15 protein-coding genes are annotated in these 15,301 nt (G+C 69.4%); 11 read left to right on the forward strand and 4 right to left on the reverse strand.

Features of this window, described 5'->3' with window-relative positions:
* Positions 1-5: 5 nt before the first annotated feature.
* The 3 genes from RN02_RS07025 to RN02_RS07035 form a co-directional block, all read right to left on the reverse strand.
* On the reverse strand, positions 6-818 hold the full coding sequence (locus RN02_RS07025) for a response regulator (RefSeq protein ID WP_052267669.1): 813 nt from the start codon (positions 816-818) through the stop codon (positions 6-8).
* A 41-nt stretch (positions 819-859) separates the two neighbouring features.
* Positions 860-1,288 (reverse strand): response regulator, encoded by a 429-nt coding sequence (locus RN02_RS07030; RefSeq protein ID WP_052267670.1) that lies wholly within the window; start codon positions 1,286-1,288, stop codon positions 860-862.
* 199 nt (positions 1,289-1,487) lie between these two features.
* On the reverse strand, positions 1,488-1,676 hold the full coding sequence (locus RN02_RS07035; protein ID WP_043272457.1) for a Flp family type IVb pilin: 189 nt from the start codon (positions 1,674-1,676) through the stop codon (positions 1,488-1,490).
* Between the two features lie 203 nt (positions 1,677-1,879).
* On the opposite strand from RN02_RS07035, the gene cpaB reads away from it, so the two are divergent.
* Genes cpaB through RN02_RS07090 form a run of 11 tightly spaced genes read left to right on the forward strand, consistent with a single transcriptional unit; the run spans position 1,880 to position 14,601 of the window.
* Positions 1,880-2,797, forward strand: coding sequence for a Flp pilus assembly protein CpaB (gene cpaB, locus RN02_RS07040; RefSeq protein ID WP_009618287.1), 918 nt, complete (start codon positions 1,880-1,882; stop codon positions 2,795-2,797).
* 35 nt (positions 2,798-2,832) lie between these two features.
* Entirely contained in the window at positions 2,833-4,101 is a 1,269-nt protein-coding gene (locus RN02_RS07045) for a type II and III secretion system protein family protein (RefSeq protein WP_081884708.1), read from the forward strand.
* Positions 4,101-5,345, forward strand: a complete 1,245-nt coding sequence (gene tadZ, locus RN02_RS07050; RefSeq protein WP_009618289.1) for a type 4b pilus Flp biogenesis protein TadZ — start codon at positions 4,101-4,103, stop codon at positions 5,343-5,345. The genes RN02_RS07045 and tadZ overlap by 1 nt, the downstream gene beginning before the upstream one ends.
* Positions 5,342-6,583, forward strand: coding sequence for a type 4b pilus Flp biogenesis ATPase TadA (tadA, locus tag RN02_RS07055; protein ID WP_009618290.1), 1,242 nt, complete (start codon positions 5,342-5,344; stop codon positions 6,581-6,583). Before tadZ ends, tadA begins: the two co-directional genes overlap by 4 nt.
* Positions 6,580-7,476 carry a type II secretion system F family protein gene (locus tag RN02_RS07060; RefSeq protein ID WP_043313831.1) on the forward strand — a complete coding sequence of 299 codons (897 nt, stop codon included), beginning with the start codon at positions 6,580-6,582 and terminating at the stop codon, positions 7,474-7,476. The genes tadA and RN02_RS07060 overlap by 4 nt, the downstream gene beginning before the upstream one ends.
* Before the next feature lie 9 nt (positions 7,477-7,485).
* A complete protein-coding gene (locus tag RN02_RS07065; RefSeq protein WP_043313832.1) occupies positions 7,486-8,397 on the forward strand; it encodes a type II secretion system F family protein in 912 nt (303 codons plus the stop codon).
* Positions 8,397-9,203, forward strand: coding sequence for a hypothetical protein (locus RN02_RS07070; protein ID WP_043313833.1), 807 nt, complete (start codon positions 8,397-8,399; stop codon positions 9,201-9,203). Before RN02_RS07065 ends, RN02_RS07070 begins: the two co-directional genes overlap by 1 nt.
* 60 nt (positions 9,204-9,263) lie before the next feature.
* Positions 9,264-9,545, forward strand: a complete 282-nt coding sequence (locus tag RN02_RS07075; protein ID WP_043313834.1) for a DUF3613 domain-containing protein — start codon at positions 9,264-9,266, stop codon at positions 9,543-9,545.
* 23 nt (positions 9,546-9,568) lie between these two features.
* Complete coding sequence (locus tag RN02_RS07080; protein WP_161796235.1) at positions 9,569-11,338, forward strand: pilus assembly protein TadG-related protein; 1,770 nt, start codon at positions 9,569-9,571, stop codon at positions 11,336-11,338.
* Positions 11,339-11,383: 45 nt separating this feature from the next.
* Positions 11,384-11,842: a TadE/TadG family type IV pilus assembly protein gene (locus RN02_RS07085; RefSeq protein WP_043272464.1), complete on the forward strand. Its 459-nt coding sequence runs from the start codon at positions 11,384-11,386 to the stop codon at positions 11,840-11,842.
* Between the two features lie 8 nt (positions 11,843-11,850).
* A complete protein-coding gene (locus RN02_RS07090) occupies positions 11,851-14,601 on the forward strand; it encodes a PAS domain-containing sensor histidine kinase (RefSeq protein WP_082033742.1) in 2,751 nt (916 codons plus the stop codon).
* 377 nt (positions 14,602-14,978) lie between these two features.
* Here the strand turns inward: RN02_RS07090 and RN02_RS33870 are convergent, their stop codons facing one another.
* Positions 14,979-15,167, reverse strand: coding sequence for a hypothetical protein (locus tag RN02_RS33870; RefSeq protein WP_043313837.1), 189 nt, complete (start codon positions 15,165-15,167; stop codon positions 14,979-14,981).
* Positions 15,168-15,301 lie beyond the last annotated feature (134 nt).

Below are 15,301 nucleotides of genomic sequence, written 5' to 3' on the forward strand. Positions count from 1 at the left end.
GGCGCCTACAGGTCGTGGTTCGCCTTGCGCCTGGGCGATGACTTGAGCGCCAGCTGCGTGCGGTTGCTCAGCCCGGTGAGGCGCAGCGACTGGGAGACGTAGAGTTTCACCGTATGCTCGCTGATGCCCAGCTTACAGGCGATCTGGTAGTTGCTCAGGCCCTTGCCGATCAGCCTGACCACGTCGAGCTGGCGCAGGGAGAGTTTGGCGAAGAAGGGGTTGGCCAACTGGTCTTCCGGCGTGTTCAACAGGGCCTCGTCGTCCTTCGAGGGCTCGCCCCTGGCGGGCCTGGACGCAGTGCTGGCGTAGTTGATGGCCTTCTTCGCATCGCTGGCCAGGGACTTCAGGCTCTCGGTCAGCACGTCCAGGCGCGACTCCGCGCGGATGACCCGCTGCCGGTCGCGGGCCCGTTCCTCCAGCTTTTCGGCCAGCTTCTCCAGCGCGGCCAGCAGGTGCTCGGGGTTCAGCGGCTTGGCGAGGAAGTCGCAGAAGCCGCTGCGCAGCACGTCGATCAGTTCGTCCTTGCCGGCCCGCCCGCTGATGGTGATGGCCTCGAACAGCCGCTCGCTGCCGGCCAGCGCCTGCATGCGCTCCAGCACCCGCGGGCCCTGGCTGTCCTGCAGGTCGAAGTCGAGGATCAGCATGTCGATGCCGGGGTTGGCCTGGAACAGCGCCAGGGCCTGTTCCGTCGTGTGCGCGCCCAGGCAGGGGTAGCCGGCGCAGTTCAGCAGGTCGACGACCTCTTCGACGATGTCGGGCTCGTCGTCGAGGATGAGTGCCTGGTGCCCGTGCAGGTTCGCTTTTCTTGTCGTAGCCACTGTGTTCAGACCTTGTTGCGCAGGCGCCGGGCCCCGGCGGTTCAGCTGGATTGCGTGAGGTTCCGCGAGCGCAGTTCCAGGTATTCGCTCAGGTCCTGGAGCCTGTCGCGCTCCAGCTTCCTGCGCATGTGCGACCTGATCCGGCTGACGAAGGTGCGGGGCTCCACCGGCTTGGGGATGAAATCGGCCGCGCCCAGCTCGAAGCCTTCCAGCTCGGCTTCGGTGGTGTCCTCGCCGGTGAGGAAGATGATGGTGATGTCGCGGGTGCGCGCGTCGGACTTGATCGCTTCGCACAACTGATGCCCGTTCATGCCCGGCATGCCCAGGTCGGCGATGACGATGTCCGGCAGGGGCGTTTCCTCCAGCGTGCCGAGGGCTTCGTGGCCGGAACCCGCGGTTTTTATATTGAAGAGACTTTCGAACAACTCCGCCGTCGAGGCCAGTGCGTCCGGGTCGTCGTCAACGAGCAATATCAGGGGAAGTTCCGATCGGGTCAGCATCGCTTTTACCGAAGTTCTGCGGAGAGTGGTATTCGCCTGTTTCCTTTTGCATTTCCGCTGGGCGGGTCTTATTGATTAAAGCTGCCCAGTGCGCGCGCGGATATTCATGAATTTGCCCCACTTCGATTGCGGATATGAAGTGGGGCGGTGCTATTGCCGCGGCGGGAAGTTAGAGCGAGTTGGTGATCTTCTCGAAGACCGAGACCAGCTTGGGACCTAGCAGCTTCAAAGTGGCGATGATGGCCACGGAGATCAGCCCGGCGATGACCGCGTACTCGATCGCGGTGGCCCCTTCCTTGTCCTTGGCGAATGCCTTCATGGAAGAGACGAGTTTCTGGATTTTCAACTTGAAGTTCATGGTGCCTCCGTTGCGGGTATATCTTCCGATTCTTTTATGGGGAGTAACTTTTTACAACTAGTAGGAAGGGCCTAGTAGCTTTTGGTCGTTTTATTTATCGGGGCGCCAAGGTAGCTTGCCGGCCTTCTCGCGAGATCGACGAGTCTGCTTTCGATACTTGCTTCCCGAATGTGCTTTCCGCTGGCTGCAACGAAATAATCATCATGAAAAGTAAATTGTTGATGGCGTTTGCCGGGCTTCTGTTACTGGGGGCGGTGGTGGTCGGTTACCTGGGGTTGTCCATCGGCAGGCCCGAGGCGCCGGTGGTCGCCAGCGAACCCGTTCCTGCCGTGCTCCCCACCGACCCGGACAAGCTGCAGCGCACCCCCGTGGTGGTGGTCACCCGCGACCTGCCGGCGCTGGCGCTGCTGGGCAAGGACGACCTGCGCCTGGAATACCTGCAGACCGCGCCGGCGGGCAGCTACCCCAAGGTCGAGGCCTTGCTCGGCCAGCGCGTGTGGGTGCCGGTGGCGGCCGGCAGCATCCTTTCCGGCGCCGTGCTCGAACCCGGCGGCCCGCTGGCGCGGACCATCCGCGCGGACGAGCGGGCCATGGCCATCGCCGTGGACGACGTGGTCGGCGGCGGCGGCTTCGTGCTGCCGGGCGACTACGTCGACGTGGTGCTCTACGTCGCCGACCAGCAGGGCATCCAGCGCGACGTCCGCGCCCAGCTGGTGCTGCCGGGCGTGCGCGTCCTCACCTATGGCGAGCAGATCGCCGTGGCCGGCGACGGCCAGCAGCGCAATGCCGACGACGGCCAGGGCAAGGAACGCAAGGTGGCGCGCACCGCGGTGCTGGCGGTGCCGGCGAATGCCACCGCGCGGCTGATGCTGGCCAGCCAGGCCGGCTCGTTGCGCCTGGCGGTGCGCAGCAAGGACGAGAAGCTCTACGAGAAAGAGCAGCAGGGCAGCTACCAGCACACCGCCCTGACCGCCGCGAACACCGAGTCCATCACCTTGGAGCAACTGCTCGGCCGCCGCCAGCCGGTGGCCGCGGCGGCTCCGCGCAGCCCGGCCCGGCCGCGGGCCGCTGCGGGCGTGACGGTCTACCGCGGCGGCACGGTCGCCCACGAGGCGCCTTGAATCAGCCCCTGAAGCAGGGAGAGGGAGTAGTTAGGATGGCTTGCAATATGGGATACCGGCGTCCGGCTGGTGGGGTGGGCGTTTGCCTGGCGGGCGTCATGGCGTGGGCGCTGCTGGGTTCGGCGCAGGCCGCGCCCAAGGCCTGCGAAGGGCTGGCGCAGTTGCCGCAGAAGCTGGTGCTGGCGCTGCAGCAGGGCGCCCAGCAGGACCAGCAGCTGCCGCTGCCGATCAAGCGCCTGGCCATTGGCGACCCGCAGATCGCCGACGTGCAGCTGCTGGACAAGCGCAACTTCCTGGTCACCGGCAAGGCCCAGGGCGAGACCAGCCTGCTGGTCTGGACCGGCTGCCCGGGCGACCCGCTGCGGGCCCAGGTGCAGGTGGCCGGGCGTTCGATCCGCGACGTGGGCGCGACCAGCGACGCCGTCGCCGCCGCCAACCTGGCCAGCCAGGTGCAGACCGACATCCGCTTCGTCGAGGTCAGCCGCAGCAAGCTCAAGCAGGCCAGCACCTCGCTGGTGCGGCGTGGCTCCAACCTGTTCATGCTCGGCGCGCCGGGCAGCCTGAGCGGCATCAGCGTGGGCTCCGACGGCGGCGTGACGGGCAACTTCGGCACCAGCGACAGCGGCTTCAATGTCATCTGGGGCGGCGGCAGCAGCAAGGTGCTGGGCTTCCTCAACATGCTCGAAGGCAGCGGCTTCGCCTACACCCTGGCGCGCCCCAGCCTGGTGGCCACCAGCGGGCAGAGCGCGTCCTTCCTGGCCGGCGGCGAGTTCCCCATCCCGGTGCCCAACGGCGATAACAACAACATCACCATCGAGTACAAGGAATACGGCGTGCGCCTGACCCTGACGCCGACGGTGATGTCCACCGGGCGCATTGCCCTGAAGGTGGCGCCGGAGGTCAGCGAGCTGGACTTCTCCGCCGGCATCCAGACCAACGGCATCGCGGTGCCGGCGCTCAACGTGCGGCGCACCGACACCAGCGTGATCCTCGCCGACGGCGAGAGCTTCGTGATCAGCGGCCTGATCAGCAGCAACACGGTGAGCAACGTCGACAAGTTCCCCGGCCTGGGCAACCTGCCGGTGCTGGGCGCGTTCTTCCGCTCCTCGCAGCTGGACAAGGACGACCGCGAACTGCTGATGGTGGTCACCCCGCACCTGGTCCAGCCGCTGGCGGCCAATGCCGCGCTGCCCAAGCTGCCCGGCGAGGGCCTGCGCAACTACGACCCCGGCTTCGGCGAGTTCTACTTCCTGGAGAACGGCCAGTACGACGGCCGCGCTTCGGCCAGCGGGATGTCCCAGTGATGGCCGGCGATCCGCTGGGCCGCAGCGGCAGCCGCGTGCCCGCCGCGCAAAGCCGCAACGCCGCCCAGACCTTCGTCGCGCTGACCCAGCACGCCGGCGAGCTGGAGTGGCTGCAGAGCAGCCTGGCCAGCGCCGGCCAGGTGGTCGCCGCCACCAGCGGCACCCTGGAGGAGCTGCTGGCGCTGCTGGAAGTGACCGGCGCCGGCGTGCTCTTCATCAGCCTGAACAAGGCCAACCTGATGGTCCACGGCGCCCTGATCGAGGGCCTGGTGTCGGCGCGGCCGATGCTGGCGGTGGTGGCCGTGGGCGATGGCCTGGACAACCAACTGGTGCTGGCGGCCATGCGCGCCGGCGCCCGCGACTTCGTCACCTATGGCGCCCGCGCCAGCGAACTGGGCGGGCTGGTCCGGCGCCTGGGCGGACGCCTGCCCAGCGTGCCGGTGAGCGCCGTGCAGCAGGGCGAGCTGTTCGCCCTGGCCAGCGCCCGGCCGGACGCCGACGGCGCCTTCGTCGCCCTGCACCTGGCGTTGGCGTTGCAAGCCCAGGAGGGCAACCGGGTGCTGCTGGTGGACATCGGCCAGCCGGCTGGCGAAGCCCTGGCCATCCTCGGTATGGACGCGCCCTTCACCTTCGCCGACGCCATGCGCAACCTGCGCCGCCTCGACCAGACGCTGATCGACAGCGCCTTCAGCCGCCACGACTCCGGCCTGCGCCTGCTCAGCCTGACCGACGAGCCCGGGGTGCTGGAGCGCATGACCACCGCCGAGCTGTACCTGCTGCTGGGCAACCTGCGCGGCGCCTTCAGCCACGTGCTGATCAACTTCACCGCCATGCCCGAAGGCGAGCTCGCCCGCCAGTTGCTGCAGCAGGCCAGCCGCGTGCTGTGGCTGGTGGACCAGAGCGTGCCCTCGTGCCGGAAGGGCCTGGAAAGCCTGCGCCGCCTGCGCGAGAACAGCCAGGCGCTGCCGCGCATCGAACTGCTGGTGGAGCGCTACCTGCCCGCGGTGCCGCCGGACGAGCAGGCCCTGTGCCGCATGTTCGGCCTGGAACTCTTCGGCGTGCTGCCGGCCTCGGCCGAGGCGCGCCTGCGGGCGAAGAACCTCGGGCGCAGCCTGTTCGAGGTGGCCCCGCGCGACCCCCTGGCGCTGAAGCTGCGCGCCCTGGCCGAGCCGCTCGGCGCGGTGGGCGGCCAGGCGCGGCGGCGCTTCCCCTGGTTCGGCCGCTTCCGGGGCGCGCGTCCATGAGCTACGCCAGTAGCCTCGGCGCGCACGAGCAGGAAATGCAGCTGCTGAAGATGCGCCTGCACCGCTACATCATCGACGAGATCGACGAAGACGGCGTGAACCTGCTGGAAGGCGCGCGTCCGGCGGTGGCCCAGTACGTCGCCGAGAAGGTCGGCGAATACGCCGCGCGGCGCCAGCTGGCGATCTCCCGCTACGAGCTGGACCGCCTGGCCGAGGAGGTGGTGGACGAGCTGACCGGCTTCGGCCCGCTGGAAGTGCTGCTGCGCGACCCGGACATCAGCGAAATCCTGGTCAACGGCCCCGACCGCGTCTTCATCGAACAGCGCGGCCGCCTGTACCAGAGCGACCTGCGCTTCATCGACGACCACCACGTGTACCGCGTCATCCAGCGCATCCTGGCGCCCCTGGGGCGGCGCCTGGACGAATCCAGCCCGATGGTCGACGCGCGCCTGCCCGACGGCAGCCGGGTCAACGCCATCATCCCGCCGGTGGCCCTGGACGGCCCGTGCATCTCCATCCGCAAGTTCAGCAAGGAGCTGCTGCAGAGCGCCGACCTGCTGGCCTACCAGAGCGTCGACGAAGCGCTGCTGGGGTTCCTCCGCCAGGCCGTGGAGAACCGCTGCAACATCCTCATCAGCGGCGGCACCGGCACCGGCAAGACCACGCTGCTCAACGTGCTGAGCGGCTTCATCGACGCGCGCGAGCGCATCGTCACCATCGAGGATACCGCCGAGCTGCAGCTGGGCCACGACCACGTGGTGCGCCTGGAGACGCGCCCGCCGAACGCCGAGGGCTACGGCGAGGTGACCGCCCGCGACCTGATCCGCAACGCCCTGCGCATGCGCCCGGACCGCATCATCCTCGGCGAGATCCGCGGGGTGGAAGTGCTGGACGTGCTGCAGGCGATGAACACCGGCCACGACGGCTCGATGAGCACGGTGCACGCCAACTCGGCGATGGATTCGCTGCTGCGCATGGAAATGCTGGTGGGCCTGGCCGGGCACAAGCTGCCCGAGCAGACGCTGCGGCAGATGATCTGCGCGGCGCTGGACATCGTGGTGCAGATCACCCGCCAGGCCAACGGCCGACGCTGCATCAGCGAAGTGCTGGAAGTGCTGGAGGTGCGCGACGGCATCTACGTCACCAACTCGCTGTTCAGCCTGGACCGGCGCGCCAGCGGCAGGTTCGTGCGCACCGGCGTGCCGTCGGGGCTGAAGCTGCGCCAGGTGGCGGCATGAGCGCCGGGGCGCTGTTGCTGGCGGTGGCCAGCCTGGCGCTGGTGGGCCTGGCCGTGCTGCTGCTCGGCCTGGGCCTGCGCGCGCGCAACAACGAACAGGTGGTGCGCCGCCTGGTGCCCGGCCAGGCCCTGGGCGACCTCGCCGCGGCGCGGCCGCGCACCCAGCATTGGCTGGTGCGGCGCATGCGCCGCGCCGGCATCGTGCACATGCGCCCCTGGCTGGTCGGGGCGGGGCTGGCGATGCTGGCGCTGGCCGTGCCGGGCTGGCGCCTGCTGAACGTGTTCGGGGTGCTGCTGGCCGTGCCGCTGGTGCTGCTGCTGTTCAACGGCCTGCTCGGCCTGCTGTACCAGCGCCGCCTGCAGAAGATGATCCGGCAGATGCCGGCATTCCTCGACCAGGTGGTGCGCAGCCTGCAGGCCGGGCGCACCCTGGGCGACGCCATCGAGCAGGCGGTGGCGGCGGCCGACGATCCGCTGCGCTCGATCTTCGCCCGCGCCAGCAGCCATGTGCAGCTGGGCATCAGCCTGCCCGAGGCGCTGCAGGACATCGCCGAACTCTACGACGTGGAGGAGCTGCACATCCTCGCCCTGGGCGTGACGGTGAACTACCGCTACGGCGGCAACACCACGGACCTGCTGGACAACATCATCAAGGTCATCCACGAGCGCGAGAAGATCGGCCGCCAGCTGCGCGCCATGACCGGCGAGACGCGCTTCAGCGCCCTGGTGCTGGCGGTGCTGCCGCTGGGCCTGGGCATGTACATCCTGGCCAGCAACCCCGGCTACCTGATGGCCATGTGGAGCGACGGCTTCGGCCGCACGCTGCTGCTGACCTCGCTGGGGCTGCAGGCGGTCGGCTGCGTCACGCTGTGGCGCATGCTCAAGAGCGTGTAGGAGACGGACATGGACGCAACCTGGTACGTACTCCTGGCCCTGCTGCTGTTCGGCGCGGCGCTGGCCCTGCTGGTGTCGCAGAGCCGCGCGGCCAACCGCGAGCAGCACCTGATCGAACAACGCCTGGGCGCCGCCGCGCAGGGCGGCGAGGACGCCGCGCGCTGGGGCGCCCGGGCCATCGAACGGCTCGGCGACGGCCCGCTGGGGCGGCGCCTGCAGCCGGGCGACCAGGAGGTGCGCGACCTGCTGGCCCGCGCCGGCTGGAACGGCAACCTGCCGCGCAGCCTGTACCAGGCCGCGCAGCTGGCCTTGCCGCTGCTGGCCTGCGCCCTGGTGGCGCTGGCCGGCCTGCTGCGCGGCGACGCCCTGGACAACCTGCTGCTGCCGCTGGCCTTCGCCGCCGGCCTCGGCTTCCTGCTGCCCAAGCGCGTGCTGGCGCACCTGGCGGACAAGCGCTGCCGGCGCCTGGCCGAGGAAGTCATCGTCTTCATCCAGCTGATCCGCATCCTCTTCGACACCGGCCTGACCGTGGAACAGGCGTTGCGGGTGGTGCAACTGGAGGGCCGCAACATCGTGCCGCTGCTGACCCAGGAGCTGGACCTGGTGCTGGCCCACGCCGACAGCGGCCTGGACCTGGCCGACGAGCTGGACCAGTTGGCCAGGCGCCTGCAGGTGGCCGAGCTCGCCGACTGCTGCGGCGTGCTGCGCCAGATGCTGCGCCAGGGCGGCAGCGCGCGGGCCTCGCTGGCGACGCTCAAGGCCCTGTTCGAGGACCGCCGGCTGACCTCGCTTCAGGAACGGATCAGCAAGCTGGCGGCGAAGATGAGCCTGGTGATGATCACCCTGCTGTTCCCGGCGCTGCTGATCATCCTGGCCGGGCCGGGGTTCATGGCCATCACCAAGGCACTGGGGGGAATGTGATGAGGACGTTGTGCTTGCTGGGCTTTATCGGCCTGGCCCTGGGCGGCTGCGCCAACCTGCCGGACGACCTGCGCGGCAACCTGGCGGAGAGCTTCCCGGCACTCGGCCAGAGCTGCGGCAGCCGCCTGAGCCAGGACCAGGAACTGCAGCTGGACATGGCCCGCGGCATGTTGCGCGAGGGCCGCCTGCACGCCGCCCTGGCGCACCTGCAGACGCTGCCGGCGCAGTCGCTGGACGTGCGCGAAAGCAAGGCCATGGCGCTGCGCCGCATCGGCAGCCCGCAGGCCAGGGCCGAGTACCAGGCCCTGCTCGGCACCTGCAAGGCCGGCGAGGCGCACCACGGCCTGGGCCAGATCGCCCTGCGCGAGGGGCGCATCGCCGAGGCCGAGCGCGAACTGCGCGTGGCGGCGCGGTTGCAGCCCACCGACCGGCTGGTGCGCAACGACCTGGGCGTGGTGCTGCTGCGCAAGGGCGACCGCGAAGGCGCGCGCTTCGAATTCCTCACCGCCCTGGAACTGGACGGCGACGACAAGCTGCCGGCCAGCAACCTGCTCAGCCTGTTGCTGCTGGAGGGCAAGACCGCCCAGGCCACGGCGCTGGCCGAGAAGGCGCGGCTGTCCGACGAGCAGGTGCGCCAGGCCCGCCAGCGCGCCGACGCGCTCAGGAGCGGCGCACCGGCGCCGCGGGCGGCTCAAGTGGCAGCGCCGCTGCCAGCCGTGCCGGCGGCGGACGGCGCCAGCGTGGCCCAGGTCCGCGTGCAGGCGCAGCCCCTGCCGCAGCCGCTGGTGGAACAGCAGATCAGGTAATCGACGGCGGGCGCCCGGCCGCAAGGCGGCCAGGGCCCGCGATGGAAACGGAGACTAGCTATGAAACGGATCATCCTCAGCGGCCTTCTGCTGGCCGCCCCCCTGGGCCTTGGCGCCACCGAGTCGGCGCGGCCGCAAGCGGGCAGCAGCGTCCGCGACCAGTGGGAAGTCGAGCAGTGGCTGCAACTGCAGGCCAGTGGCCGGCAGGCCTCGGCAAACCGCCAGGCCGCCACCGCGGCCGAGCGCGACCGCGCCTACCGGCGCTACCTGGACAGCTACAGCCACCCGATCCCCGAGTACCTGCTGGACGAGAACCAGGGCTTCAACACCGGCAGGAAGTGATCCCCGACGTCAAGGAGATGTCCATGTTCGGCAAGCGGCAGCGCGGCGCTATCGGTGTGCTGGCGGCAGTCACCCTGCTGTTGGTGCTGATCTGCATGGCCCTGGTGGTGGACACCGGGCGCCTGTACCTGGAGCAGCGCAAGCTGCAGCGGGTGGCAGACATGGCGGCGCTGGAGAGCGCCACCCAGAGCGGCATGTGCGCTACCCAGGCGAACGCCGACGTGCAGGCGCTGGCGATCACCAGCGCGCGGCGCAACGGCTTCCCCGACGACGGCCGGCTGGTCGCAAGCCTGGGCGACGTGGTCTTCGACGGCAGCGGCCAGCGGCGTGTATTCCGCGCCGCCAATAGCAGCTGGAACGACTCGGTGCAGGTCGTCGCCAGCCGCACGGTGCCTTCGAGCCTGGTGCTGAACGTCGCCTCGGTGTTCGGCGCCGGCACGCCCACCAGCGTCACCCTCCAGGCCCAGGCGGTGGCCCGGCGCCGGGCCATGGCCGCGCTGTCGGCGGGCAGCGGCCTGCTGCGCCTGGACAGCAGCAATTCACCTCTGCTCAACGCCTTGCTCGGCGGCCTGCTGGGCACCCGGCTGAACCTCGACCTGGTGACCTACCAGGGCATCGCCGGCGCCAACGTCAACCTGCTCGCCCTGGGCGAGCAGCTGCAACTGGCCGGCGTCGACCTCGACCTCGGCTCGGTGGACAGCCTGCTGGACGCCGACGTCAGCGTGGCGCAACTGCTCCAGGCCGCCATCGACGCCGCCGACGCCTCGCAGGTCGCCGGCGTCAACCTCGCCCTGCTGCGCAGCGCCCTGGCCAGCATCAAGGTGCCCTCGGCGAACCTCAGCCTGGGGCAGATCATCAGCGTCATCGCCCCGGACAGCGCGCGCAACGCGGCCCTGGGCGCCGACGTCAACCTGCTGGACCTGCTGATGACCACCGCGCTGGTGGCCAACAAGCAGCATGCGCTGGCGATTCCCGGCCTGACGCTGAACGTGCCGGGGCTGACCAGCCTGACGGTGAAGCTCACGGTGATCAGCCCGCCGACCATCGCCGTCGGCTACCCCGGCAAGGACGCCGCAGGGCAGTGGCGGACCCGCGCCAGCTCGGTGCAGGTGGCCCTGAACGTAGTGGCCGACGTGGACCTGCTCAAGCTCGGGCTGGTCAACGCCCATATCGACCTGGGCGCCAGCGTGGCCCAGGGCTACGCCGCCCTGGACAGCATCGCCTGCGGCGGCGCCCAGCGAGCCACCCAGGTCAACGTCAAGGCGCAGCCCGGCGTGGCGGCGGTGGCGCTCAACGACCTGAGCGTGAAGCTGCTGGGCAACGGCAACGCCTATCTGGCCAGCGTGTCGGTGAATACCCGCAAGGGCGACGTGGCGCTGGCTGCCCCCGGGGAACAGCCGCTGGCCTTCGACATTGCCTCGCCGGCCGACCTGCCCAGCGCCGTGCAGCGCGTGCAGAGCCCCCTGGGCGCTTCGCTGGCGGCGGGCATCGCCAGCCTGTCGCGGAACCTGAGCCTGTCCGTCGAACTGAACACCCAGGGCCTGCTGTGCAAGGCGCCCCTGGTCGGCTGGCTGCTCTGCCCGCTGGGGAAACTGCTCGACGGCGTGGTCGGCGGCCTGGTGAATTCGCTCGGCGACCTGACCAGCCTGCTGACCCAGGCGCTGGCCTCGGTGCTCGCCAGCCTGGGCAGCCAGCTGATCGACCCGCTGCTGCAACTGCTGGGCATCCAGACCGGCACCCTCGACGTGCGCATCATCGACCTGCGCACCCCGGGCGCCCAACTCCTGATCTAGGCCACGGCCGTCGCCAGGCAACCACGACTCTACCCGGGGGAACCCATGCCGCAGAAACACCCGAGCCGCCAGCGCGGCGCCGTGACCATCGAGTTCGCCGCCGCCTTCATCCTGTTCTTCACCGTGATGTACGGCGTGCTGGCGTATGGCATCCCCATGCTGGTGCTGCAGTCGTTCAACGACGCCGCGGCCGCCGGCGCGCGGGTGGCGCTGTCGGTGAACGACTCGCTGGGCTCGCAGCAGTACCAGGCGGCCCTGCAGGACACCGTGGCCCAGGCCGTGTCGAGCCGCCTGGGCTGGATGCCGAGCCGCTGGTACACCGGCTGCAGCGGCGGCAAGTACGTGGCCGCGCCGGTGGCCGAGGGCCGCTACACGCGCATCACCGTCTGCGTGCGCTACCCCGCTGATGCCACCCCGCTGGTGCCGGTGCTGACGCTGCCGGGCATTGGCCCGGTGCCGCGGTTGCCCGCGGTGCTGCAAGCCCAGGCCAGCCTGCTGCTGTGAGGTCGACGATGCGAGGTCTGTTCCGTGGCCAGTCCAACGACAAGGCCGCCCCGGTACCCGGTGGCGATGCGCTGATGCAAGAGACACAGAGCGGCCTGGACGAGCCGTTCTGGCAATGGAGCCAGGCGCACTGGGACCTGTGCATCGAGCTGGATGCCGAGGACCGCGTGTGCCGCCTGGGCGGGCGCCGCGCCCGCTGCCTGGCGCAGCCGACACATGCCGGCACGGCGCGCCTGGGCGACTACCTGGAGCGCAGGTCCCGGCCCGCCAGCCCGGCGCCGGAGTTGCGCCAGGGCCGCCAGGTGGACCTGGCCCTGCGCAGCCTCGACCAGCAGCCGCTGGTCTTCCGCGTGCAGGTCAGCCCGCTGGCCGGCCGCGGCTGCCTGCTGCTGGGCACCGACATCTCCGACCTGAACTGGCAGAGCGACCGGGAAAAGTCGCAGATGCAGTGCTTCAACGTGATCAAGCAGTTGCTCTCCCGGCTCAGCCTCGTCGCCCTGGCCGAGCTGCCGGGCGCGCTGGGCGAAGTGCTGGAGGTCATGGCCAACAGCTTCGCGCTGCAATCCATGGCGCTGGTCCTGGCGGAGCCGGGCGGCGGCGGGCGGGTATTCGCCTGCTACGTCCGCCCCGGCGCCCACAGCCTGCTGCGCGAAGGCCTGGCCCTGCCTGATTGCGGGCTCGCCGCCCTGGCCGATAGCACCCTGCTCGGCGCCGGCGGGCCCGGCTCGGCGTTGCTGAAGCAACTGTGCTGCGAACGCCTGCGGGTGGTGCCGGCGACGCCGCAGGGCGGGCAGGGCGCCTGGCTGATCGGCGAACCGGACGGCCTCGACGAAGGCCGCGCGGGACTGTCGCCCGGCGACTGGCAGTGCCTGGCCGAACAACTGGCGCTGCAGGTCTTCGGCCGCCTCGAACGCAAGCGCCTGCGCGATGCCCTGCACCGGCTGAACCTGCTGGAGAGCAGGGTGCAGGGCGGCTACTGGCGCTACGACGCGGCGCGCGAAGGCTTCCAGTTCTCCGCCGCGGTGGCGGCCATCCTGGAATTGCCCGAGGGGCAGACGCGGCTGTCGCGGGAGGAACTGCTGCAGCGGCTGCACCCCGCCGATGCCGACGAGCTGCTGATACGCCTGCGCCAACTGGGCCCCGGCGGGGAGCTGGCGCAGGACCTGCGCCTTTGCCCGGATTCCTGGACCCGCATCCGCCGCTGGCTGCACCTGCAGGGGCGCTGGCAGGGCGGCAGCGAGCACGGCTTCCTTGACGGCGTGCTGCTCGACGTCAGCGAGGCCCGCCAGCAGGCACAGCAGGCCGAGGCCACCCATGCGCGCCTGCGCAACCTGATCGACAAGGCACCGGTGGTGATCTACGTGCAGCGCGTGGAAGACGGCCAGTTGATTCCGGAGTTCTACAGCGAAAGCGCCGGCAACCTGCTGGGCCTGGACCTGCAGGCGAACAGCTGGCAGGCCCTGGCCGAGCGCGTGCACCCGGACGACCTGGGCAGCTTCTTCGAGCGCGGCCGCACGCTGCTGCGCGATGGGCGCGTCAACGCCGAATACCGCCTGCGCGACGGCGCCGGGCAATGGCACTGGCTGTACGACGAGGCCAAGCTGCTGCGCGACGCCCAGGGCCTGCCGCGGGAAGTGGTGGGCCTGTGGCTGGACGTGACCGAGCGGCACCAGGCCGCGCAGCGCATCGCCGAGAGCGAGGAGCGCTACCGGATGCTGGTGGAGGATTCGCCGGCGCTGATCTGCCGCTATTCGGCCAGCCTGGTGCTGACCTTCGTCAACCACACCTTCGCCAGCTTCCTCGGCGAGCCGGTGGAGGCCCTGCTGGGGCGGCGCCTGGACTACTGGCTGTCCGAGCGCGATTGCAGCGCCCTGCGCGCCCGCCTGGTCGAAGGGGCCGGCGGCGGCGTCGAGGAATCCTGGGAGCTGCGCTTCAACCTGCCCGGGCGCGAGTGCCGCTGGCTGATCTGGAGCGACCGCCTGCTGTTCGACGAGCAGGGCCGGCTGCGCGAAGTCCAGGCGGTCGCCCGCGACAACACCTCGGTGCGCCATTCCCAGCAACAGCTCGCCCAGGGCGCCAAGATGGCCGCCCTGGGGCAGATGGTCAGCGGCATGGCCCACGAGATGAAGCAGCCCCTGCACGTCATGCGCCTGGCGCTGTTCAACGCCTGGCAGCGCCTGGACGACCCGCAGTACCTGGGCGAGAAGCTCAAGCGGGTGGACGCGCAGGTCGACCGGCTGACCCGCGTGGTCAACCACATGGGGGTGTTCAGCCGCAAGTCCGACCTGGACATGGCCCCGTTCGATCCCCAGGCCTGCTGCGAGGCGGTGGTGCTGCTGCTGGGCGAGAGCATGACCCAGCAGGGCATCACCCTGGAGCTGGAGGCGCCCCAGGCGCGGCCGAAGGTCATGGGCTTCGCCGACCAGTTGGAACAGGTGCTGGTGAACCTGCTGGCCAACGCCCGCGACGCCTTGCTGGAAAAGCGCGAGGGCGACAGGTGGATCCGCCTGGGCCAGCACCCTTGCGCCGAGCCCGGGTGGCTGGAACTGCACGTGTGCGACAGCGCCGGAGGCATCGAGCCGGCACTGCTGGAGCGCATCTTCGAACCCTTCTTCACCACCAAGCCGGTGGGGCAGGGCACCGGGCTGGGCCTGTCGGTGAGCCACGACCTGATCCGCAACATGGGCGGCAGCCTGTGCGTGAGCAACGCCGAAACGGGGGCGCTATTCGTCATCCGCCTGCCCCTGGCGGAAGGCTGAAAGTTCCGGGGTGATGATTGCCGGCGAAGAAGTTCGCCGGTTTAGTTTCGCGATGAAATAATGGGTTTTGATGTCGGGCTAAGTTGCTCCCTGGTGGTGTACTTTGTTTTTCATCATTCGAAGAACGATTGATTGCGACGATGATATAGCGAGGGCATTGATATGCTGTTGGCGATTCTTGCTGGCGTGCTTGTTGTTATTGTCCTTGAGTTTCTCCGCGTATTGAGAAACTCCGCCCGTAGGCGGCGCAATCCTGAAGACGAATGAGGTAGAAAAGGCGGGAGGCTGTCCCAGCAACGGGGGCGGCCAGGTGTTGCACAGGGGCGCGCGGCTGGGAACGTAGCGGCTGCGCGAAGGGGGCGGGGTTGCGCGCCGGGCTAGCCGGCCCGGGCCCTGGAGAAGCGGATCTTCTGCCAGCTGACCGAGCTTCTGAAGTCACCGGTATCACCCAGCAGCTTGAAGCGCATGCTGCGGTACAGGGCGGTGGGGAAGCTGCAGCCTATTCTTCTGAGATGACCATACATCCAGAGCAGACCGGAGTCCTCGTATTGAACTTTCGCTTGCATGGCATTCCTTGAATGAAGGATGAGTCGTTCTTCTGGTTTTGCATAGGGCTCGACTTTTGAATTATGGAAGTGGGTGGATAACTTGGATATATCCACATGGAACTAGTTGCTTCGTCTAGTTATTGAATAGACGC

It is taken from the genome of Pseudomonas sp. PI1, from assembly GCF_000812405.1.
In the GTDB taxonomy this organism is placed as follows: domain Bacteria; phylum Pseudomonadota; class Gammaproteobacteria; order Pseudomonadales; family Pseudomonadaceae; genus Pseudomonas; species Pseudomonas citronellolis.